At 71.8% G+C, this 19,712-nt stretch carries 20 protein-coding genes and 1 tRNA gene; 13 read left to right on the top strand and 8 right to left on the bottom strand.

Annotation, left to right across the window (positions count from 1 at the left end; genetic code table 11):
* Window positions 1-252: 252 nt before the first annotated feature.
* The 3 genes from IE95_RS0109830 to IE95_RS0109820 all read left to right on the top strand — a co-directional run bounded on the left by IE95_RS0109830 (window position 253) and on the right by IE95_RS0109820 (window position 2,610).
* Window positions 253-1,494 (top strand): chorismate-binding protein, encoded by a 1,242-nt coding sequence (locus tag IE95_RS0109830; protein WP_084690064.1) that lies wholly within the window; start codon window positions 253-255, stop codon window positions 1,492-1,494.
* A gap of 4 nt (window positions 1,495-1,498) precedes the next feature.
* Window positions 1,499-2,365, top strand: a complete 867-nt coding sequence (locus IE95_RS0109825; protein ID WP_030151454.1) for an aminotransferase class IV — start codon at window positions 1,499-1,501, stop codon at window positions 2,363-2,365.
* 170 nt (window positions 2,366-2,535) lie between these two features.
* Window positions 2,536-2,610, top strand: a tRNA-Val gene (locus IE95_RS0109820).
* 141 nt (window positions 2,611-2,751) lie between these two features.
* Here IE95_RS0109820 and IE95_RS0109815 read toward each other — a convergent pair.
* Together IE95_RS0109815 and IE95_RS0109810 are read right to left on the bottom strand one after the other, a co-directional pair.
* Window positions 2,752-2,958: a DUF2188 domain-containing protein gene (locus tag IE95_RS0109815; protein WP_164984125.1), complete on the bottom strand. Its 207-nt coding sequence runs from the start codon at window positions 2,956-2,958 to the stop codon at window positions 2,752-2,754.
* Between the two features lie 75 nt (window positions 2,959-3,033).
* Window positions 3,034-3,564, bottom strand: a complete 531-nt coding sequence (locus IE95_RS0109810) for a flavodoxin family protein (RefSeq protein ID WP_030151452.1) — start codon at window positions 3,562-3,564, stop codon at window positions 3,034-3,036.
* Between the two features lie 182 nt (window positions 3,565-3,746).
* Between IE95_RS0109810 and IE95_RS0109805 the strand changes: the two genes are divergently transcribed.
* Window positions 3,747-4,382, top strand: a complete 636-nt coding sequence (locus tag IE95_RS0109805; RefSeq protein ID WP_030151451.1) for a response regulator — start codon at window positions 3,747-3,749, stop codon at window positions 4,380-4,382.
* On the opposite strand, the gene IE95_RS0109800 is transcribed toward IE95_RS0109805, so the two are convergent.
* The 4 genes from IE95_RS0109800 to IE95_RS0109785 all read right to left on the bottom strand — a co-directional run bounded on the left by IE95_RS0109800 (window position 4,379) and on the right by IE95_RS0109785 (window position 8,876).
* Window positions 4,379-5,974, bottom strand: coding sequence for a GAF domain-containing sensor histidine kinase (locus IE95_RS0109800; protein ID WP_051702961.1), 1,596 nt, complete (start codon window positions 5,972-5,974; stop codon window positions 4,379-4,381). The two genes, IE95_RS0109805 and IE95_RS0109800, sit on opposite strands and share 4 nt — an antisense overlap.
* Before the next feature lie 136 nt (window positions 5,975-6,110).
* A complete protein-coding gene (locus IE95_RS0109795) occupies window positions 6,111-6,710 on the bottom strand; it encodes a DoxX family protein (protein ID WP_084690062.1) in 600 nt (199 codons plus the stop codon).
* 47 nt (window positions 6,711-6,757) lie between these two features.
* On the bottom strand, window positions 6,758-7,729 hold the full coding sequence (locus IE95_RS0109790) for a universal stress protein (RefSeq protein WP_030151448.1): 972 nt from the start codon (window positions 7,727-7,729) through the stop codon (window positions 6,758-6,760).
* A gap of 172 nt (window positions 7,730-7,901) precedes the next feature.
* Window positions 7,902-8,876: an Acg family FMN-binding oxidoreductase gene (locus tag IE95_RS0109785; RefSeq protein WP_030151447.1), complete on the bottom strand. Its 975-nt coding sequence runs from the start codon at window positions 8,874-8,876 to the stop codon at window positions 7,902-7,904.
* Window positions 8,877-9,141: 265 nt separating this feature from the next.
* Between IE95_RS0109785 and IE95_RS0109780 the strand changes: the two genes are divergently transcribed.
* The 7 genes from IE95_RS0109780 (at window position 9,142) to IE95_RS0109750 (ending at window position 15,621) form a co-directional block, all read left to right on the top strand.
* Complete coding sequence (locus tag IE95_RS0109780) at window positions 9,142-10,023, top strand: universal stress protein (RefSeq protein ID WP_030151446.1); 882 nt, start codon at window positions 9,142-9,144, stop codon at window positions 10,021-10,023.
* Between the two features lie 10 nt (window positions 10,024-10,033).
* Entirely contained in the window at window positions 10,034-10,162 is a 129-nt protein-coding gene (locus tag IE95_RS21255; protein WP_276319051.1) for a hypothetical protein, read from the top strand.
* Entirely contained in the window at window positions 10,159-11,148 is a 990-nt protein-coding gene (locus IE95_RS0109770; RefSeq protein WP_030151445.1) for a zinc-dependent alcohol dehydrogenase family protein, read from the top strand. Before IE95_RS21255 ends, IE95_RS0109770 begins: the two co-directional genes overlap by 4 nt.
* A gap of 151 nt (window positions 11,149-11,299) precedes the next feature.
* On the top strand, window positions 11,300-13,198 hold the full coding sequence (locus IE95_RS0109765) for a heavy metal translocating P-type ATPase (RefSeq protein WP_051702960.1): 1,899 nt from the start codon (window positions 11,300-11,302) through the stop codon (window positions 13,196-13,198).
* A gap of 174 nt (window positions 13,199-13,372) precedes the next feature.
* Window positions 13,373-14,563, top strand: coding sequence for a serine hydrolase domain-containing protein (locus tag IE95_RS0109760; protein ID WP_030151443.1), 1,191 nt, complete (start codon window positions 13,373-13,375; stop codon window positions 14,561-14,563).
* 28 nt (window positions 14,564-14,591) lie between these two features.
* Window positions 14,592-15,131, top strand: coding sequence for a LytTR family DNA-binding domain-containing protein (locus IE95_RS0109755; RefSeq protein ID WP_030151442.1), 540 nt, complete (start codon window positions 14,592-14,594; stop codon window positions 15,129-15,131).
* 10 nt (window positions 15,132-15,141) lie between these two features.
* The gene (locus tag IE95_RS0109750; protein ID WP_030151441.1) at window positions 15,142-15,621 is read left to right on the top strand and encodes a hypothetical protein; all 480 of its coding nucleotides are present in this window, start codon (window positions 15,142-15,144) and stop codon (window positions 15,619-15,621) included.
* Between the two features lie 140 nt (window positions 15,622-15,761).
* Here the strand turns inward: IE95_RS0109750 and IE95_RS0109745 are convergent, their stop codons facing one another.
* Together IE95_RS0109745 and IE95_RS0109740 are read right to left on the bottom strand one after the other, a co-directional pair.
* The gene (locus IE95_RS0109745; RefSeq protein ID WP_030151440.1) at window positions 15,762-16,775 is read right to left on the bottom strand and encodes a hemolysin family protein; all 1,014 of its coding nucleotides are present in this window, start codon (window positions 16,773-16,775) and stop codon (window positions 15,762-15,764) included.
* The gene (locus IE95_RS0109740; RefSeq protein WP_051702959.1) at window positions 16,772-18,196 is read right to left on the bottom strand and encodes a hemolysin family protein; all 1,425 of its coding nucleotides are present in this window, start codon (window positions 18,194-18,196) and stop codon (window positions 16,772-16,774) included. Before IE95_RS0109740 ends, IE95_RS0109745 begins: the two co-directional genes overlap by 4 nt.
* Before the next feature lie 333 nt (window positions 18,197-18,529).
* Here IE95_RS0109740 and IE95_RS0109735 point away from each other — a divergent pair, with 333 nt between their 5' ends.
* Together IE95_RS0109735 and IE95_RS0109730 are read left to right on the top strand one after the other, a co-directional pair.
* Window positions 18,530-19,216 carry a DNA alkylation repair protein gene (locus tag IE95_RS0109735; protein ID WP_240666268.1) on the top strand — a complete coding sequence of 229 codons (687 nt, stop codon included), beginning with the start codon at window positions 18,530-18,532 and terminating at the stop codon, window positions 19,214-19,216.
* Window positions 19,217-19,329: 113 nt separating this feature from the next.
* The gene (locus tag IE95_RS0109730) at window positions 19,330-19,686 is read left to right on the top strand and encodes an iron chaperone (RefSeq protein WP_030151437.1); all 357 of its coding nucleotides are present in this window, start codon (window positions 19,330-19,332) and stop codon (window positions 19,684-19,686) included.
* Window positions 19,687-19,712: the final 26 nt, after the last annotated feature.

The following is a 19,712-nucleotide window of genomic DNA, read 5'->3' as shown; positions in this document are numbered from 1 at the left end:
CGACCCTCACCTTGGCAAGGTGATGCTCTACCACTGAGCCACGTCCGCGCGACCGACCTCGACCGGATCTCTCCGGCGTTTTTCGGCGCGTCACAGACTTTAGTGGACCGAAGCGCCGGGCGTCCAACCGGGCAGGCCTCCCGTCAGAGATCGGTAGCGTTGGCACGTGCCAGCTCAGCGATGCCAGAACCCCAGGACCCGCGAAGTTCCGCGGCTTCCTGACGAACCGTCGACTCGGGGCGGGTGGGGTGAATGAGGCGCGGGTCACGCTTCGAAGCCCGGCGCGAGGCGGACGGACGGCGCGGACGCCGACCCTCTGACCTGCACGGGGACCACGACACGGCCGGCACCGCCGACACGGCCCGACCCGCCGCCCTCACCGCCGACGCACCCGCCCGCGCCGGGACCGGTTTCGCGTCGTTCGCCGACCGTCACGGCGCGGGCGTCGTCGAGTGCATCGACCTCACCGTCGACGCCGCACGCCTCGCCGAGGGGCTCTGGTTCGTCGTGGCGGACTTCGAGGGCCCTGCGCACGGTGGTCGGGCTCGCGCGTGGCGCTTCGCCCACCACGGGAGGACCGAGGCCGACCTGCCCGCCTCCGCGACGCCGTCGGGCGGGGAGAGCGACTGGCAGGGGCCCGCGCCCGACGCCTGGCGCAGCTCGCTGTCGCGTGACGAGTACCAGTCCGCCGTGGCGGCCGTCCGCCACGCCGTGCACGAGGGCGACGTCTACCAGGCGAACATCTGCCGCGTGCTGTCCGCGCCCCTGCCCGCAGACGGCCGTGAGCCCGACGCCCGGGCCCTCGCCCGCGTCCTCGCAGCCGGCAACCCGGCCCCCTACGCGGGCGCGATCCACGTCCCCGCGACGAGCGGCGTCGACCCTGTGTGGGTCGTGACGGCTTCCCCCGAGCTGTTCCTGCGGCTCGAGGGCGGCGTGCTGTCGTCCGGGCCCATCAAGGGCACCGCGCCCACCGCCGCCGGGCTGCGGGACAAGGACCGCACCGAGAACGTCATGATCACCGACCTCGTGCGCAACGACCTGCAGCGCGTGAGCGCACCGGGGTCGGTCGAGGTCACCGACCTCCTGGCCGTCGAGGCGCACCCGGGGCTCGTGCACCTCGTCTCGCGCGTGCAGGGGCGCCTCACCGCCGAGGAGGGCGCCCCGGGGGGACTGTGGGGGCGAGTGCTCGACGCGACGTTCCCGCCCGCGTCGGTGTCGGGGGCGCCCAAGTCGTCGGCGCTGCGGATCATCCGCGAGCTCGAACGCGGACCCCGCGGCCCGTACTGCGGGGCGGTCGGCTGGATCGACGGCGACACGGGCGAGGCAGAGCTCGCCGTCGGGATCCGGACGTTCTGGTGGACCGACGACGAGCTGCGCTTCGGGACCGGTGCGGGCATCACGTGGGGGAGCGACCCGGCCGAGGAGTGGGCCGAGACCGAGCTCAAGGCCGCGCGGCTCGTCGCGCTCGCGTCGGGCGGGCCTGCGGCAGACTGAGGTCATGTCGATCGTCGTGTGGGTGGATGGGTCCTTCGTCGAGCCGCGGGAGCGCGCACTGAGCGCGCTCGACCACGGCGTGACCGTGGGGGACGGGATCTTCGAGACGTGCGCGGTGTACGGCGGCCAGGCGTTCGCGCTGACGCGTCACCTGCGGCGCCTGGGACGGTCCGCGGCCGGCATGGGCCTGCCCGCGCCCGACGAGGCGCGCGTCCGCGACGGCGTCGCGCAGGTGCTCGCTGCGGCCGGGGGGAGCGCGGGGCGCTTGCGCATCACGGTCACGGGGGGCTTCGGGCCCATGGGGTCAGGGCGCGACGGCGGCGAGGAGACGATCGTGATCGCCGCGGGCCCCGCGTCGCCCGGACCGACGTCGCGGGCCGTGCGCTCGCCCTGGGTGCGCAACGAGCGCTCGGCCGTGGCCGGGCTCAAGACGACCTCGTACGCCGAGAACGTCGTGGCCCTCGCCGACGCCACCGCGCGCGGGGGCGACGAGGCGATCCTCGCCAACACCGTCGGGGACCTGTGCGAGGGCACCGGCGCCAACGTGTTCGTCGAGGTCGGCGACGAGCTCCTGACACCCCCGCTGTCGTCGGGCTGCCTCGCGGGCATCACGCGCGAGCTCCTCCTGGAGTGGGCCGCGGAGGACGGGCTGCCGGTCCGCGAAGCAGACCTGCCGTTCTCCGTCCTCGACCGCGTCGCCCCAGGGCCCGACGGCGGAGCCTCCTCGGACGCGCACCTCGCCCTCGCGGGGAGCGTGCGCAACATCCAGCCCGTGGTCTCGCTCGACGGCGTCCCCGTCCGCGCGGGTGAGCTGTCGATCGCTGCGCGCGAGCTGTTCGACCGGCGGCGACGGGAGCGCATCGACCCCTGAGGGGCGAACGAGGCCCGGGATCGCGCGACTGGGGAGCGCGCGGCGCTACGCTGGAGGAGTCCCTTCGCGACGGGTCGCCAGGCGGGTCCGCAGGCCAGTTCGCGATCTGGGTCAAAGTACGGCTAATATCTTCCAGGACGCACGGCCGGACCGAGAGGTTCAGTCGCAGCGGGCGATTGGCGCAGTGGTAGCGCGCTTCGTTCACACCGAAGAGGTCACTGGTTCGAACCCAGTATCGCCCACCATGTTCGTCGAGCTCAGGGGCCGTTTCCCGCACGTCGGGGAACGGCCCCTGAGTCGTACCTGCCCCCATCGGTGCCGCGCCGGTGCCGCTGCCGGTGCCGCTTCCTGCCCCCGGCCACCCGCGGGCCCGTCCCCACGCTCGATCACCTCAGAGGGTGCGGTGGGTTCGGGCCCGACGGGTCAGCCCGCCCTTTGAGGTCGTTGATCACGAACTCGGTGCCCTCGTGCTCTGCGGCCGCGCGCCCTGCGGAGACGGCAGCCTCCTTCGTCGGGTGGTTCGACAGCACCTCGGCCGTGCCTTGGCGTCGTACGTGCCACTCGTCGTCCTGGTGGTAGACCTCGATAGGCACGTGCCGGTCCTCTCGTCGGGGGATGGTCTCGTTGGACGGGGCGGGGTCGGACACCCGGTGCGGGAGCCGACAGCGTCAGTCACGCTGCGGGGAGAGGGGCACCAGCCGGCCCAGGTGGGCGCCCCACCGCGTGGCGCGGTCGAGCTCCCCGGGGGCGAGCGGGCCCTCCATGTCGGTGACGTAGAAGGAGCGAGGCCGGTCGACGAGCCGCAGTCCCTTCTGCTTCGCGAGGCGTGAGGCCGACCCGGCGGCGCTCCCAGGAAGGTAGCGGAAGGACTTGGCGCGGGTGTCGAAGACGCAGGCGCTCCGACCGTCGGCCTCGTCGGGCAGGGCTTCGAGCCACTCGCGGAGGCCGCTCGCCTCGACGGGGTGGCCTTCGCCCTGCCGGTGGGCCGCCTCTTCACGGGTGGTGCGTCGCGACATGCCGAAAGCGTGGGTGGGGCCACCGAGCACCACGAGATCGGCTGCACCCAGGTCACGCGCCGGAGAGTCCGAGGGGAGCTGCACGGTGCGCACGGTCAGGCTCTGCGCGAGGCCGACCGCGATGGCGTGCGCGATCGCCGCGGTGTTGCCGAAGATCGACTCGTAGATGACGACGGCTTCCATGGAGTCCTCCTGGGGTCGTCTCCAGCATCGTCGGACCTGCCACCTCGCACCAGGTCCGTTCGGCGCGACCCGGTAGGGCTGTTCGGCTCTCGGCTCTCGGCTCTCGGCTCTCGCGAGCGGGGGAGCGCGGACGTGCGGGGTGCGCGATGGTGCCGTGGGAGGAAGAGGAGTAGAACGGGAGGATGGAGCCGATCCGGGTCTACCTGCTGGACGACCACGAGATCGTGCGGCGCGGGCTCAAGGGCGTGCTCGAGGCGGACGGTCAGGTCGTGGTCGTGGGCGAGTCGGGCTCTGCGCGTGAGGCGACACGTGTGCTTCCGAGCCTCGCCCCCGACGTCGCGGTGCTCGACGTCAGGCTCCCGGACGGGTCAGGGATCGAGGTGTGTCGGGAGCTGCACTCCTCGGCACCCGAGGTACGTTCGCTGATCCTGACGTCGTACGACGACGACGAGGCCCTGTTCGCGGCGATCATGGCCGGCGCGTGCGGGTACCTGTTGAAGGTCATCGCAGGGTCCGACGTGGTGGAGGCGGTGCGACGCGTGGCCGACGGGCAGTCGTTGATCGACCCGGCGCTGACCGCCCGGGTGCTGGAGCGGGTGCGGTCCGGACCGAGCGAGGAGCCCGCCCTCGCGTCGTTGAGCGAGCAGGAGCACAACGTCCTGACCCTGATCGCCGAGGGGCTGACGAACCGGCAGATCGCGTCACAGATGGTGCTGTCTGAGAAGACCGTCAAGAACTACGTGTCGAGCATCCTGATGAAGCTGGGTCTGGAGTCGCGGACCCAGGCGGCGGTGCTGGCGACGAAGCTCCAGGGCTAGGCGTCCTCACCCTGGACGGAACCGGTGGGCAGGGGGATCTGCCACGTGAGACGGCAGCCGTGCGGTGCATGGTCTGCGACGTCGAGCGTCCCGCCGAGCTCGGCGGCACGATCAGCGAGATTGCGCAGCCCGCTGCGGATGTCGAACCGGTCGATCCCGGTGCCGTCGTCGGTGACGGTGCACGTGAGCCGGGTCGTGGTCACGTCGAGGTCCAGCCACACCCTGTCTGCCGCGGCGTGGCGGGCGCTGTTCGACAGCCCTTCCCGCAGGACGGCGAGGACGTGGTGGTGCAGGGCAGGGTCGACGAGGGTGTCCAAGGGGCCGGTGACGGTCACCGACGGGGTGTAGCCGAGGACATGGGAGTACTCGGCGACCAGGGCCCTGGTCTTCGAGCGCAGGGAGTGCTGCTGGCGCGCGGGGCGCAGGTCCGCGATCGAGCGTCGGATCTCCCCGATCGTGGCATCGAGGTCGTCGATCACCACGCGCAGGCGCTCGCGGGCGCCCGGATCGACGCTCGTGCTGAGCGCCTTGAGCTGGAGACCGAGGGCGAACAGGCGTTGGATCACGACGTCGTGCAGGTCGCGGGCGATGCGGTCGCGTTCTGCGAGCACGGCGAGCTGCTCGTGGACTGCTCGGGTGTGGTGGCGCTCGAGGGCGAGCGAGGCCTGGGAGGCGTAGTTCTCCAGGAGGTCCGAGTCCTCGGTGACGTTCGCCGTGAGCCGTCCGGCCGGGAGGACGACGACCATCGCACCACGGGTCAGCGGGTCGAGCGCGAGCCGGGTCATGACCGCTCCGCCGGTCTCGAGGTCGGCCCAGCGGGTCGTGCTGGTCGCCATCGAGAGCATGAGCGCCGGGTGAAGGGTCGCCAGAAGGTCGTCGGGGCTGTCGCGGAGGTCGCCGACGGTGGCCCGGACCGTGAACCGCCCGGTCTCGTCCGGGGCGATGGCAAGGCACGTCGTGCCCTGCGACGCGATCAGAGCACCATGAAGGACTGCGTGGAGCGCCGCGCGAGATGTCGCGGCGCGAAGGACGTCCGAGGGCATGGTGGCCGCTGCTTCGAGCCAGCGTGCTCGGCGTTCGGCCATGACCAGGAGGTTCGCGTGCTCGATGGCGAGCCCGGCCAGCGCGGCCATGGCGACGATCGCCTTCTCGTCCTCGGACGTGAAGGTGGGACCGGTCGCCTTCTCGGTGAGGTACAGGTTGCCGAACACGCGACCGCGCACGCGGACGGGGACGCCCAGGAAGGTCTTCATGGGGGGATGTCCCGGGGGGAAGCCGGTCGATGCCGGATGACCGGTCAGATCCTCGGTGCGGAGTGGCTCGGGGTGGTCGATCAGGTGACCGAGGAGGCCGTGCCCGGTGGGCAGGTGACCGATCCGCTCACGGTCGGCGGGGCTCATGCCCTCGGCGACGAACTCGACGAGCTGTCGGCGGGAGTGCCCGATGACACCCAGCGCACCGTACCGGGCACCGGAGAGGGTGCACGCGGCGCGCACCACGCCCACGAGCAGGTCACGCAGGTCGAAGTCGGAGGAGAAGCCGCTGACGGCTCGCAGGATCGCGTCCTGCACCTCGGCGGAGGTCTTGTCCACGTCATGAGCGTATGCCGGATCCACGGTGGCCTCCTGGTCTGGGCGGGCGTCAGGCCCCGGGGTCTGCGTTCGGCGCCCGGGGCCTTCGCTGTCGTCGCGCCGGAGCCTTCGTGCGGTGCGGCGAGACCTTGGTGGGTCAGGTGAGCCAGGGCCAGCGTCGGACGAGGCGGGTCTGCTGCCACCAGGTCCCCAGCCCGAGGGTCGTGCCCGTGTTGCCGAGGGCGAGCGCGACCAGGACCAGCGCGTAGACGAGGTGGTCGTCCATGAAGGGGTTGTTCGCCGGTGGCAGGACCGCGGTCCACATCAGGACGAGCATGAGCGCTCCGGCAACCGCTGCGACGCGCATCCCGATGCCGAGGATCAGTGCCAGGCCGACCCCGAGGAGACCGATCATGAAGACCCAGTCGACCCAGGCCTGGCCCGCGAGGCCCTGGTAGAAGTCGGCGAACGGCCCGGTGGTGGCCCCTTCGAGGAACCCGGACGTGGGGTGGCCACCGTTGATCCACGCACCTTCCGCCGGTGTCGCGTAGCCGAGCCCGAACGTCTTGTCGAGGAACGCCCACAGGAACACCCAGCCCAGGCTGAGCCGGATCACGGCGCCGACGTAGCGCAGCGTGCGCTGGGCACGTGTCTCAGGTCGGACGAGCTCGGGGTGGACGAAGTCCGGGTCGGGCAGGGAGTGTGCCGAAGCCGTCCCCGACCGGTCGGTGGGGTGCGGTTCGTGGGTCGTGCTCATGGTGTGCCTCCTGTGGGACGTGCCGTCCGTCCGGGACGGCTGACGGGTCATCGGCTCTCGGGGGCGTCGACCTCTGCCGCACCCCCGGCGTGGGAGGTGGCCGCGACGAGGTCGTCGTCAGGCTCGGCAGGGCCGCCCACGGGGATGACCGCGAGCGGGCAGCGAGCGTGCTGCAGCACTGCGCGGGTGACGCTGCCGGGCGCCCCCATGGCCATCCGCAGCCCGAGCCCGCCGTGGCCGTGCCGGCCCATGACGAGCAGGTCCGCGTCCTTGGAGCAGCGGACGAGGGTGTCGGCGACGGGGGCGTACTCCAGTCGGGTCTCGACGGGCACGGTCGGGTAGCGTCCGGACCACTCGTCGATGAACCCCCGGATCGTTCCGTGGGTCTGGGCGTCCCACTCCTGCTCGACCGACCACTCGTCGACCAGGTAGCTGTAGAACGGGTCGAGGCGCCAGCAGTGCACGACCTCGAGTCGGGCAGAACGTTCGGAGGCGGCAGCGAAGGCGTACGCCAGGACCGTCGAGGAGACCGACGAGCCGTCTACCGCGGCCACGACCCGCTGCTCCGCACGGTTCTCGTCCCAGTCGTGGGGGACGCTGACGACCGGGCACGCGGAGCGGGCGATGACGCCGAACGTGGTGCTGCCGGTGAACAGACGCTCGACGAACCCTGCCGACCTGTGGCCGAGCACGACCATGCGGGCTCTCTCGCTCGCGGTCGCCAGGATCTGCACCGCTGGACCGAGCGCGGTCTCCACCTCGACAGGCACCGTTGAGTGGGAGAGCTCCTCCACCACGAGCCGGGCGTCGGCGAGCAGCTCGTGCCCGACGTCGACGAGCGTGTCGCTCGTGAGCAGCGGCCACATCGGGGCGACAGGGACGATCTCGTGGATCACGTTGACGAGCCAGAGCCCGCACCCGGCGCGTCGCGCCTCCTGGACGCCGTAGCGCAGCGCCCGTGCAGAGTCGGTGGATCCATCGAGACCGACGACGATCGGTCGGTCGAGTCGGGTGCGCATGATGACCTCCGTGGCGCAGGGATGCGGGCTTCCACCCCCCACCCTCGTCCACGGACCGCGGCCGAGGCAGGGCCGGGAGGCCCCCTGAGTCCCGTGCCGTTCGGCCCTGAGCCTGAGGCGCCCCGACCTGACCCGACCTGCGGCGCTCCGGTCCGCAGCCCCAGGGCTCGTGTCAGTCCTCGAGGGTCCCCGGCTCACCGGGTGTGACGATCTCCTCGAGCGTGCGCCGCGGGGTGTGCGGGTGGGTCGCGCTGTATCCCAGGCGCATGAGCATCTGCGGCCACCCGCCCAGCGACAGGACGCGGCGCAGGTCGTGCCGGGTGGTGGGGTTCTCCAGGACCGTCGTGGCGAACGAGGCGTGCACGAAGTAGGTGGTCGCCACCAGCAGGAGGTGCTCCAGCGCTTCCCCGGCGGCGATCCAGTCCTGGCGGGAGTCGCTCGGCGTGGAGAGGACGGCCAAGGTCGAGCGGTGCTCGAACTCGGCGGCACCGTCGCTCGAGAGGAAGCGCCGCACCGGTGCCTCCTCGTCCGTGGAGGACGGGCCGAGGAGGTCCTGAGGGATGCCGTCGTGCCGAGCCGGCGTCGTCGCGGTCCAGGCCGCCTCCTCGCCGCGTGCGACGGCGTCCTCCCCGGCGAGCAACTCGGCCCGGCGCACGAGCGCGAGCACCTGCGACCGCGTCGGGTCCGAGGGGTGGATCAGGCGAACGTCGGCGCCTTCGTTCCGGGCGGCCGCCTGGATCTCCTGGAGCACGTCGGAGTCCAGCGGCTGGTCGTCGAACGGAGTGCGGGAGGTGGCCCGCCGATCGATCGCGACCGACAGCTCCAGCTCGTCCATGTCGGGTCCCAGGGCGGGGGCGAACTCGATCGAGGCGACGAGCAGCTCGTCGTCCGGGTTCGGCCAGATCGTGGTCTGGGCCGTCAACGACTCTCGCCGTGCGGCGGTGCGGACGTTGAAGAGGAACGCACCGCAGCTGATGAGCATCTCGCGTCCTGCGGGGTCGGAGTGCCGTAGCTGCCTCGACGGGTCGGCGTGGACGAGCATCCGGTTGCCCGTGAGCCGGACCCGCCACGGCTGGGTGTTGTGCACGCTGGGGGCATGCGTCGCCGCTGTGATGATTCGCTCGAGGCGAGCGTCGATGACGTCCATGTCGCTCTTCCTTCCACCTGGCACCGGTCGTGGCAGCTCCGGACACGGGGCTCCAGCCCAGGACATCACGTCCGTCCTGAGGCGGGCCAGGGCGAGATGGCCCCTGGACCGGCAGCCGTTGGACCCCGTCCGCACCGGTTGCCCGACGAACGCGGCGGGCCAAGACTGGGGTCAGGGCCCGGTCCGGTGGATCATCGTCCACCGTCTCCTGCGTTCCGAGCATCGTGCGGGCCCGAGGATCGCGAGCTGCGGAGGGACGAGTGCCATGTCTGGAACCCGGGTCGTCGTCGGGGTCGACGGATCGACCAGCAGTCGTTCAGCACTCGTCTGGGCCGCGCACGAAGCGCGTCTGCGAGACGTTCCGTTGCTCGTCGTGCACTCGCGCTTTCGCCCCGTCTACGACCCCATCTTCGCGGGGGGCTTCTACCTGCCACCGATCGCCGCCGACAGCGACGGGACCGACGACGTCCTGCGTGTCGCCTCCGAGGTCGTCGAGCAGATCGAGCCGGGCCTGGACGTCGAGGTCTCGGCCCGCCCCGGCCCCGCAGCCCTGGCGTTGTCGGACGCCGCTGCCGAGGGCGCGGGCCTGGTCGTGGTCGGCTCGCGCGGTCTGGGGGCCTTCGGGGCGGTCTTCCTCGGCTCGGTCAGCGTGCAGCTCGCGGCGCAGGCGCCCGTGCCGGTGGTCGTGGTGCCGGCCGAGTCGAAGTTCTCGACCGTGGGCCCCGTCGTGGTCGGCGTCGACGGTTCTCCCGCGAGCAACGTCGCGCTCGTCGAGGCCGCCGACGAAGCGGCTCGCCGGCACACCCCGCTCGACGTCGTCGTCGCCTACACGGTCCCGGCAGACCCTCTCGTCACCTCGCTCACACCCTCGGTCGACGAGTTTCGCACGGCGTTTCGGCTGCGTGCGCAAGAGGCCGCAGCAGCGGCTGCCGAGAAGGTCCGACGCATCAACCAGACGCTGGCCGTGCGCACCCAGGTCGTCGAGGGGCCGCCGGCTCGTGAGATCGCACGGGCCGCGGTCGCCGCGTCCCTCGTGGTCGTGGGGTCTCGGGGGTACGGCGAGCTCCGGGGCCCGGTCCTGGGGTCGGTGAGCCAAGGTGTCCTTCGCCATGCCAGATGGCCGGTCCTGGTCACGCACAGTCGCTGAGGTCCCGTACGTGAGCGCGGTCCTGCAGCGCCCGTGGTGCGAGGACGAGAAGGAGGACGAGATGGGCATGCCGACCGTGCCCGGGGCCGCCCGGCCGACCGCCGGACGGCGCGCGGTGCAGGCAGGACCGCTGCCATGAAGGCGTGGACGACCAGCGACCGGGCCGGCGAGGTGGTCGCCTCAGATCTCCCGCTGCCGACGATCGAGCCCGGTGAGGTGCTCGTCAAGGTCGAGGCGTGCGGGGTGTGCCGAACCGACCTGCACGTCATCGACCAGGAACTACCCGTCCACCGGCCTGGCGTCGTCCCAGGGCACCAGGTCGTCGGGATCGTCCACGCCGTCGGACCGGCCGTCCGACGACTCCACGTCGGCGACCGCGTCGGCGTCGCCTGGCTTCGCAGCACCTGCGGGGCCTGCTCATGGTGCCGCGAAGGCCGCGAGAACCTGTGCCCGGACTCCCGGTACACAGGCTGGGACGCCCACGGCGGGTTCGCCGAGTACACGGCCGCCCCCGAGGCGTACGTCTACCAGCTTCCGCTCACCGTCGATCCCGTGACGACTGCACCGCTGTTGTGCGCAGGAATCATCGGCTACAGGGCCCTGTCCCGGGCACATCTCCCGCCGGGTGGGCGACTGGGCATGTACGGCTTCGGTTCCAGCGCTCACATCACTGCCAGGCTGGCGACGGCAGGAGGAGCCCAGCTCTTCGTCATGACTCGCGGTGCCGCCGACCGAGAGCTGGCGCGGACCGCCGGCGCCGTCTTCGTCGGTGCGGCGACCGATGCTCCGCCGGTCACGCTCGACGCGGCCATCGTCTTCGCTCCCGCGGGGGAGCTCGTGCCGCGCGCACTCGAAGCCACGCGGCGCGGAGGAACGGTCGTCCTGGCCGGGATCCACATGAGCGACATACCGACCATGACCTATCGGGACCACCTGTTCGACGAACGCGACCTGCGTTCCGTCACCGCCAACACCCGGGCGGACGGCAGCTCCTTCCTGCGGGTGGCGAACGCGCTGGGGGTGTCGCCGACCATCACCAGGTACACCTTCGAGCAGACCCGGGCAGCGCTCGACGACCTGCGAGCCGGACGTTCCTGCGGTTCGCTCGTCGTGACCTCGACATGACGGCGGCCGTGCCGGCGAACGCACGGCCTGCCTGACCGACGTCGAGGACCGGGTGCGCGCTGTCGCGGTGGTGCCGGCGCGTCGGAGAACACCGTCGAGGCGAGCCTTTCCTTGCTGGCGCGCAGCGAGGGACGGGCGTAGACCTTGAGGCATGGTCGCAGGTCACGTCTCTCGCAGGTACCCGCTGGTCGTGGCGACGGTCGCGGTCGCGGCCGTCGCCGGGATCTTGTCCATGACGCCGTGGGCCCCCGGGGTGGCGTGGCTGGTCTCCGGCTACGCCCTGGCCGTCGCGGGGTGGACGGCCGTGGGGATGGTCCGTGACCTGTGGCGCGGGCACGCCGGGATCGACGTTCTTGCGGTGACAGCCGTGACCGCGGCGGTCGTCGTCGGCGAGTACTGGGCCGCTCTCGTCGTGGTGCTCATGCTGACGGGCGGAGAAGCGCTCGAGGACTATGCGGCCAACCGGGCGCGGAGAGATCTCTCCGCTCTCCTGGCCAAGGCTCCCGCGTCCGCACAGGTCCTCGATGACGGGGTGCTGCGCGTCGTGCCGGTCGACGACGTCCGTCCGGGCGACACCGTGGTGGTGCGTCCCGCGGAGGTGGTCCCGGTCGACGGGATCCTGATGAGCGACGTTGCCGAGCTCGACGAGTCGTCCCTGACGGGTGAGTCGTTGCCCGTCGAACGTCGTCGGGGCGACGACGTCCCCTCGGGCGGGGTCAACGGGCAGATCGCCGTCACGGTCCGCGCGACCCGCTCGGCCCACGACAGCCAGTACCAGCAGATCGTCTCGCTCGTCGAGCAGGCCACGGCCAGCCGGTCACGAACGGTCCGGCTGGCGGACCGCTACGCCGTCCCGTTCACGCTCGTCGCGCTCGCGATCGCCGGCGTGGCCTGGTGGGTGAGCGGTGACGCCGTCCGCTTTGCAGAGGTCCTGGTCGTCGCCACCCCGTGCCCTCTGCTCATCGCCGCCCCCGTGGCGTTCATGGGAGGGATGAGCAGGGCCGCGCGCGAGGGTGTGATCGTGAAGTCGAGCCAGACCCTCGAGAAGCTCGACAGGGCTCGCACCGTAGCCTTCGACAAGACCGGAACCCTGACCTACGGCCACCCCGTCCTGACCCGCGTCGACGCCACCGGACCCCTCGACGGCGATGACGTGCTGCGGCTGGCCGCATCCGCCGAGCAGTACTCAGGTCACGTCCTGGCGGCTCCGATCGTCGACGGTGCCCGCGAGCGGCGGCTCGTGCCCGTGCACGGCAAGGACGTGCACGAGGTCCCGGCGCACGGCGTCCAGGCCGACGTCGAGGGTCGGGTGGTGGTGGTCGGCAAGCGTTCCTACGTCGAGGCCGCGACGGGGCGCAGCGTCGTGACGACCACGTTGCTGCCGGGGGAGACGGCGGTGTACGTCGCGGTCGACGGCGTCCCGTCCGGGGCGCTGGTCCTGCGCGACGCGGTCCGTGCCGACGCAGCGGGAACGGTGGCCGCGCTGCGCGCCCTGGGTGTCGAGCACGTCATGATGCTCACGGGTGACCAGCGGGCCACCGCCGACCACATCGCCGCCGGACTCGGCATCGACGACGTCCACGCCGAGTGTCTGCCGCTGGACAAGGTCACGGCCGTCAGGAACTCCGCCCGTCGCCCGGTGGTCATGGTGGGCGACGGCGTCAACGACGCACCGGTCCTGGCCTCTGCCGACGTCGGGATCGCGATGGGAGCCCGGGGGGCGACGGCCGCGAGCGAGTCGGCGGACGCGGTCGTCCTGCGCGACGACGTGTCGACCGTCGCGACGGCCGTGCGCGTCAGCAAGGACACCCTGCGCATCGCGCTCCAGAGCATCTGGGTCGGCATCGGCCTCAGCATCGCCCTCATGCTCGTCGCCGCGTTCGGCCTCCTTCCGGCCCTTGCCGGAGCGTGGATGCAGGAGGTCGTCGATCTGGTCGCGATCCTCTGGGCACTGCGCGCGAGCCGCGGGGCGCAGACCCTGCGCAGCCCGACGGAAGCCTCGTCGCGGCCCGCGTCGCCGACCCTCGATCCGCTCGGGACGAGAACCTGACGCCGGCCGACCGACGCGCACCACGGCGTGGTCGGTGATCTCTCCCTGACGACCACTTGACGTCCCTCGGCGTCCTCTCGGCCCGGAACCGTTCCCCGCCGCCCCGCACCCTCCGTACGTTCGTCGTGTCACCGAGGGCTTCACCGGGGTCCTCCACCAGCACGAGGAGAAGACATGAGACGGCGCGGCAAGATCGCCTGGGGGATCACGGGAGGCGTCACGGCGCTGGTCCTGGCGGGAGCCGGAGCCCTGGCCCACGCGAACCGTCCGCTCTCGCGGGCGCAGGTGGACCAGGCCATCGAGCAACGTCTGCGCGACGCCGTCGCGGGGGACCCGACGCTGTCCAGCGCGCTGCTCACGGTGTACTCGGGACCCGAGGACCGTCTCCTGCAGTACGCGGTCGGCACCGAGCGTGCGGGCAGCGACGCCCCCGCGCGGACCGACAGCCCGTACCACTCGGCGAGCGTGGGCAAGACCATGCTCGCGACCGTCTACGGGCAGCTCGTCGACGAGGGCGTGCTCACGTTCGACGACCCTGTCGCGACCTGGCTGGACGAACAGACCCTCGCCGGTCTGTTCGTCGTCGACGGCACCGACCACGCGTCCGAGGTGACGATCGGGCAGCTCCTGTCGCACACCTCGGGCGTCGCCGACTACTTCGACGGGCCCGTGACGTCGGGCACGCCGGTCCTGGAGCAGGTCACGGCCGACCCCGACCACCTCTTCACCCCCCAGGAGCTGGTCGCGTTCTCGAGGGACCATCAGGAGCCGGTCGGCAGCCCGGGCGAGACGTTCGCCTACTCCGACACCGGGTACGTGCTCCTGGGCCTCGCGCTGGAGCACATCGAGGGCGCGCCCTACGCGCAGGTTCTCGACGACCGCCTGTTCACCCCTCTCGACATGGCTCACAGCCACCTCCTGACCGAGTTCGGCGAGGGCACCGACATCCTGTCCCTGACGGCCGACGGGGTCGACATCAGTCGGCGGAACGCGCTCTCCGTCGACTGGGCGGGCGGGGGAGTGGTGACCACGATGGACGACCTGCTGGTCTTCCTGCGGGCGCTCACGGGCGGTGATCTCGTCTCGGACGAGACGCTCGCCACCCTGACCACCTTCGAGCACGACGTCGAGACGGGCATCGGCTACGGCATGGGCATGATGCAGCTCCGGTTCTCGGAGCTCTCACCGCTCCTGTTCGCGATGTCCGACGTGCACGGCGCGGTCGGAGCCACGGGGACGTACGCGCTGTACGATCCGAGCGGCGACACGTACTACATCGCGAACTTCGGCTCGCTCGACCACCGCCAGAAGGCGATCGAGGAGCTCGTGCAGGTCCGGTTGCTGGTCGACCGGCTGCGGGACTAGTCGGACCACGACGGGGCAAGGACGATCCATGGTGCAGCTGGTCTGCTCGCAGGCGGTGGCGGAGCGGCTCCGTCGCGAGCTCGCCGCCGTCCAGATCGCCGTCGACGACGACGGGTGGGCCCTCGTCGAGCGTGGCTTCGACGTCCCGGCGGGCAGACCCGCCGTCGTGTTCGACCCGCTCGACCACGTCGAGGTCGTGCGGATGCTCACGACAGGGTTGCGCGGGGGGACCACGGGCCCGCCCCGGATGCTCACGGGCCAGAGCGGCACATCGTTCACCGTCATCGCACCGCGTGAGGTGCGCTACTTCGAGGCCGCTGCCGACGGGATCGTCGCGTGCACCGCCACCGGGCGCTACCGCGTGCGCGAGACGTTGGCGCACTACGAGTCGGCCTGGGCCGGGCTGGGGTTCCTCCGCGTCAACAAGTCGCAGCTCGCGAACCTCCTGCACGTGATCGAGATCGTGCCCTGGTTCAACTCGCGCTACGTGCTCCGGCTGACCGGTGGCGCCGAGCTCGAGGTGTCCAAGACCTACGCCAAGCGCCTGCGCAGCGCGCTGAAGATGTGAGGAGGAACGCATGAACTTCCGGAACGTCGTGAACTCGTTCTTCCTCGGCCTCGGGATCGGCGTCGTGGTGGTGGTCGCGAGCGCGGGCGCGGGCGACGCGGGACCGTGGGCGCTGACTGTGCTGGCGAGCGGTGGCATCGGGCTGCTCGTGGGTCTGGTCACGGAGTGGCTCACGTCGCTGCTGCCGATCCGGCTCGCCCGCCCCCGCACCTACTTCCTCCTCAACGGGCTCGTCGCGCTCGTGACGACGGCCGCGATCATGCTGGGCCTCGTAGGGCTGGCCGCCGGAACGGGGGCGGGGGCGGGACCGCAGGGCGATGTGCGGGACTGGTGGCCCGTCGTCGGGCTGGTGCTGGCGATCGTCGTCGTCGCGAACGTCGCCGACTACCTGGTGTTCCGCTGGACGAGGGCGCGGCTGCGCAGGATGCAGGCCTCGCTCGGCCAGGCTTCTCTCGAGCAGGAGGCGGGCGAACCGCCCGACGCGGACTGATCTGCCGCGTGCAGCGCGCACGACCCGCCGACGGCCGAGCCGCACCGGCAGCCCTGAGCACGACGACGGCGCCCCACCCGGTCGATCGACCGGGTGGGGCGCCGTCGTCGGTAGGCCGGGGCGTCATCGGCCTGCACACGTCACGCTGCAGCGACCTCCCGCGGGAAGAGGCGCGCCATGACGTCCGAGAGCGCGATGACCCCGGCGACCGTGACGCCGTCGGTCACGACCGCGAGGTGGTTGCGGGTCTCGCGCATCTGCGCGAGGGCCGCGTAGACGGGGACGGACGGTTCGAGCGTGAACGGTGGGCGCATGAGGTCCGCCGCGGGCCGGTCGGCGTCCGTGTCGAGCGTGTCGCGCACGTGCACGACGCCCGAGATGGCGGTGTCGTCGCCGAGCAGGATCCGCAGGTGGCCGGACGTGCGCGTGGCCTCCTGCACGTCGTGCACCGTGGCGCTCAGCGGCACCATGGTCGGCCGGCCCCGACCGGTGAGCAGGTCGCCCACGGTGAGGGTCTGCAGGTCCAGGGCGCCGGAGAGCTGGGCGAAGTACGACGGGTCCAGGGCGCCGACGTTGGCCGAGTGCTCGACGAGGTGGCGCAGGTCGTCCGCGCTCTGGCCCGAGGCGACCTGACCGGTCGGCTCGACGCCGACCTTGACGAGGCACCAGTTGGCCATGTCGTTGAGCCCCGTCAGCAGGGGGCGGGTCAGCCACATGAAGCCGCGCATGGGGATCGCGAGCAGCGTGGCGGACGTCTCGGGGTGGGCGATGGCCCACGACTTGGGCGCCATCTCGCCGACGACCAGGTGCAGGAACGTCACGATGATCAGGGCGAGGACGAACCCGGCGGCGTCCGCGACCCACAGCGGGGCGCCCCACGCCTCGAACGCGGGCGTGAGCCAGTGGTGGACTGCCGGCTTCGTGATCGCGCCCAGGGCCAGGGTGCAGGCCGTGATGCCGAGCTGGGACCCGGCGAGCAGCACGGTCAGCTCGGTCGAGCTGCGCAGCGCGGCACGGGCCGAACGGCTGTTCGGGGCGGCGTCCTCCAGACGGTGCCGCTTGGCCGCGAGCAGTGCGAACTCGACGGCGACGAAGAACGCGCTCAGCGCGATGATGACGACGGTGATGACCACGACGACCCAGGGGTTGCTCATCGGTCGCCCTCCTCGGTCTCGGGCGCAGCGGCAGGCGCCGCAGCGGGCGGGGTGTCGGGTGCGGGGACCGGGCGGTCGTCCGTCGGGAAGGTCACGCGGACCAGGGACGGGACGTGGCGCTCGACCTCGATCACGTCGACGCGCATCCAGGCGGGCTCGGGCTCGGCCGCCAGAGCGAGGTCGGCGGGGTCGAGCGGGAGCTCGACGACGATGCCCTCGCCGGGTTCGAGCAGCGAGCCGTGCTGGTCGATCACGAGGCCGGCGATCGTCTCGTAGTCGCCTCGCGGCAGGTCGCGGCCGATCGCGCGCTCGACCTCGTCGATGTGGGTGTCGCCGGGCATGACCCAGATCCCGTCGTCGTCGCGCGGGGCGATGGTCGGTGTCGCAGGGTCGTGCTCGTCGGTGATCTCCCCGACGAGCTCCTCGGCCAGGTCCTCGGCCGTCAGGACGCCCGCGAAGCCGCCGTACTCGTCGATCACGCACGCGAGCTGGTTGTGCGTCTCGGTGAGCTCGCGCAGGGCGTCGGGCAGGCTCATCGCGGTCGGGATCACGACGACGGGGCGCATGAAGTCCTGGGCGCGGACGTCGTCGCCGTGCGTCGTCGTCAGGACGTCGACGAGGTGGACGACGCCGACGACCTGGTCGTCGTCGGCCAGCACCGGGTAGCGCGAGTGGCCGGCCGCCATCCGCGCCCGCACCTCTCCGAGGGTGTCGTCGACGTGCACGACGTCCACGTGGGCGCGGGGGATCATCGCGTGCTCGACGTCACGTTCGGGGAAGTCGAGGATGCGGTCGAGGAGCACCGAGAGCTCGCCCGGCAGGTCGCCGCTCTGGCGCGAGTCGGCGACGATGTGCTCGAGGTCGCGCGCCGTCGCCGAGTGCTCGACGTCGTGCACCGGCTCGATCCGCAGCGCCTTGAGCAGGAGGTTCGAGGCCTGGTCGAAGACCTTGATGAGCCAGCCGAACACGGCCAGGTAGATGGTCGTCGAGCGGGCGAGCCACAGGGCGACCGGCTCGGGCCGTGCGATCGCGAGGTTCTTGGGGAACAGCTCGCCGAAGATCATCTGGACGAACGTCGAGAACACGAGCGCAAGGACGGTTCCCACGGCGATGCCGACGCCGGTCGGGACGCCGACCCCGCCCAGGGCCGTGCCCAGGGACTCACCGACGAGCGGCTCGGCGACGTAGCCGACCAGCAGCCCGGTCACGGTGATGCCGAGCTGGGCGCCCGAGAGCATGAAGGACGTGCGCTTGGTGACGGCCAGGGCACGCTTGGCGCCCGCGTCCCCCGTGCCGGCGCGCGCGCTCAGGCGCGACCGGTCCACGGCCATGTACGCGAACTCCTGGGCGACGAAGTAGCCGGTCACGGCCGTGATCGCGACGATCACGACGACGCCGAGCAGCAGTGTCAACACCCACATCAGATTCTGCACCCCCTCGTCGCAGCATCGGTGGCCGGCACAAGGGGGTTCGTACTGTCTGCGTCCATGTCTCTCTCAGATCGCGGGTGGATTCCGTCAGGTCAACGCGGAAGCGCGCCTGGACGTTCCCGGAATCCCGCACCGATTCTCGCAGCGTCCGGCCCGTGGTTCCAGCAGGGGACTCCCAGGGGACCCCCAGGGGACCACCGGGGGACCACCGTGGCGATCGCCACGGGGACGGGGCGGGCGACGGGACGCGCGACGTAGGGTGGGATCGACGCGCGACGACCAGACCGACGAGACCGACCAGACCGACGAGCAGAGGAGACCGACGTGGCGACGACAGGCGTGGCCGAGGCGACCGTCGACGACGTGCTGGCCGAGCTGGCGGCCCTCGAGGACCCGAAGATCCGAGCGGTCAACGAGCGCCACGGGGACGACCACGGCGTCAACCTCACCAGGCTGCGTGCGGTCGCGAAGTCCCTGAAGACGCAGCACGAGCTCGCGGGGCAGCTCTGGGGGACGGGCGACACTGCGGCGCGCCTCGTCGCGATACTGATCTGCCGCCCCAAGGCCTGGTCGGCCGACGAGCTCGACGCGATGCTGCGTGGCGCGCGCGTCCCCAAGGTGCACGGCTGGCTCGTCAGCTATGTCGTCAAGAAGAACCCGCACGTCGAGGAGCTGCGCGTCGCGTGGTTCGCGGACCCCGACCCGGTCGTCGCGAGCGCCGGGTGGGCCCTGACGACCGACCGGGTCGCGAAGTCCCCTGAGGGCCTCGACCTGCCCGGGCTCCTCGATCGCGTCGAGGCCGACATGAAGGACGCTCCCGAGCGTCTCCAGTGGGCCATGAACGAGTGCCTCGCGAACATCGGCATCCACCACCCCGACCTCCGCGCCCGCGCGGTCGAGATCGGCGAGCGGCTCGAGGTCCTCAAGGACTACCCGACGCCCCCGGGCTGCACGTCGCCGTTCGCGCCGACGTGGATCGCGGAGATCGTCCGGCGCCAGGCCCAGGCGTAGCGGTTCCCGCCCCCGGCCCGACGGCGGAGCGCCCCCCCGCACGAGGTCGCGGTCCGCCGTCGGGCACGGTGGGCGAAGAACCTGACCCGACGAGGAGCTCGAGCGAGGCACCCATGGCGACGACAGCCGACCACGACGCCTACATCGCCGCAGCGTCCGAGGCGTTTCAGCCCGCGCTGAGGCGGTTGCACGCGCTCCTCTCCGGCGCCCTGCCGGACGCCGACGAGATCGTGGCGTACGACATGCCGGGGTTCGCGATCGGCGGCTCGGTCGTCGCGAGCTATGCGGCGTTCAGCAAGCAGTGCGGGCTGTACGTGCTGCCGGGCGCCATCTCCGGGCACGCCGAGGAGATCGCGGCCGCGGGCCTCAAGGTGACCAAGACCGGCATCACCTTCTCGCCCCGCAAGCCGATCCCGGACGACCTCGTCGAACGCCTTGCGCGAGCGTCGCGCGAGGAGGTCGGCACCTGACGCCGCGAGCCGCCTGACACCGCTAA

Origin of the sequence: Oerskovia turbata, assembly GCF_000718325.1 — a bacterium.
GTDB lineage: Bacteria > Actinomycetota > Actinomycetes > Actinomycetales > Cellulomonadaceae > Oerskovia > Oerskovia turbata.
The sequence above is the reverse complement of the archived record's forward strand: the minus strand, read 5'-3'. Positions and strand labels throughout refer to the sequence as shown.

What these genes read in the sequence shown, in the direction of transcription:
- IE95_RS0109830 (WP_084690064.1), top strand. Translation starts at nt 253, where the DNA reads ATGAGGCGCGGGTCACGCTTCGAAGCCCGGCGCGAGGCGGACGGACGG.
- IE95_RS0109825 (WP_030151454.1), top strand. Translation starts at nt 1,499, where the DNA reads ATGTCGATCGTCGTGTGGGTGGATGGGTCCTTCGTCGAGCCGCGGGAG.
- IE95_RS0109810 (WP_030151452.1), bottom strand. Translation starts at nt 3,564, where the DNA reads ATGGAAGCCGTCGTCATCTACGAGTCGATCTTCGGCAACACCGCGGCG.
- IE95_RS0109805 (WP_030151451.1), top strand. Translation starts at nt 3,747, where the DNA reads ATGGAGCCGATCCGGGTCTACCTGCTGGACGACCACGAGATCGTGCGG.
- IE95_RS0109795 (WP_084690062.1), bottom strand. Translation starts at nt 6,710, where the DNA reads ATGAGCACGACCCACGAACCGCACCCCACCGACCGGTCGGGGACGGCT.
- IE95_RS0109790 (WP_030151448.1), bottom strand. Translation starts at nt 7,729, where the DNA reads ATGCGCACCCGACTCGACCGACCGATCGTCGTCGGTCTCGATGGATCC.
- IE95_RS0109785 (WP_030151447.1), bottom strand. Translation starts at nt 8,876, where the DNA reads ATGGACGTCATCGACGCTCGCCTCGAGCGAATCATCACAGCGGCGACG.
- IE95_RS0109780 (WP_030151446.1), top strand. Translation starts at nt 9,142, where the DNA reads ATGTCTGGAACCCGGGTCGTCGTCGGGGTCGACGGATCGACCAGCAGT.
- IE95_RS0109770 (WP_030151445.1), top strand. Translation starts at nt 10,159, where the DNA reads ATGAAGGCGTGGACGACCAGCGACCGGGCCGGCGAGGTGGTCGCCTCA.
- IE95_RS0109765 (WP_051702960.1), top strand. Translation starts at nt 11,300, where the DNA reads ATGGTCGCAGGTCACGTCTCTCGCAGGTACCCGCTGGTCGTGGCGACG.
- IE95_RS0109760 (WP_030151443.1), top strand. Translation starts at nt 13,373, where the DNA reads ATGAGACGGCGCGGCAAGATCGCCTGGGGGATCACGGGAGGCGTCACG.
- IE95_RS0109755 (WP_030151442.1), top strand. Translation starts at nt 14,592, where the DNA reads ATGGTGCAGCTGGTCTGCTCGCAGGCGGTGGCGGAGCGGCTCCGTCGC.
- IE95_RS0109750 (WP_030151441.1), top strand. Translation starts at nt 15,142, where the DNA reads ATGAACTTCCGGAACGTCGTGAACTCGTTCTTCCTCGGCCTCGGGATC.
- IE95_RS0109745 (WP_030151440.1), bottom strand. Translation starts at nt 16,775, where the DNA reads ATGAGCAACCCCTGGGTCGTCGTGGTCATCACCGTCGTCATCATCGCG.
- IE95_RS0109740 (WP_051702959.1), bottom strand. Translation starts at nt 18,196, where the DNA reads ATGTGGGTGTTGACACTGCTGCTCGGCGTCGTCGTGATCGTCGCGATC.
- IE95_RS0109730 (WP_030151437.1), top strand. Translation starts at nt 19,330, where the DNA reads ATGGCGACGACAGCCGACCACGACGCCTACATCGCCGCAGCGTCCGAG.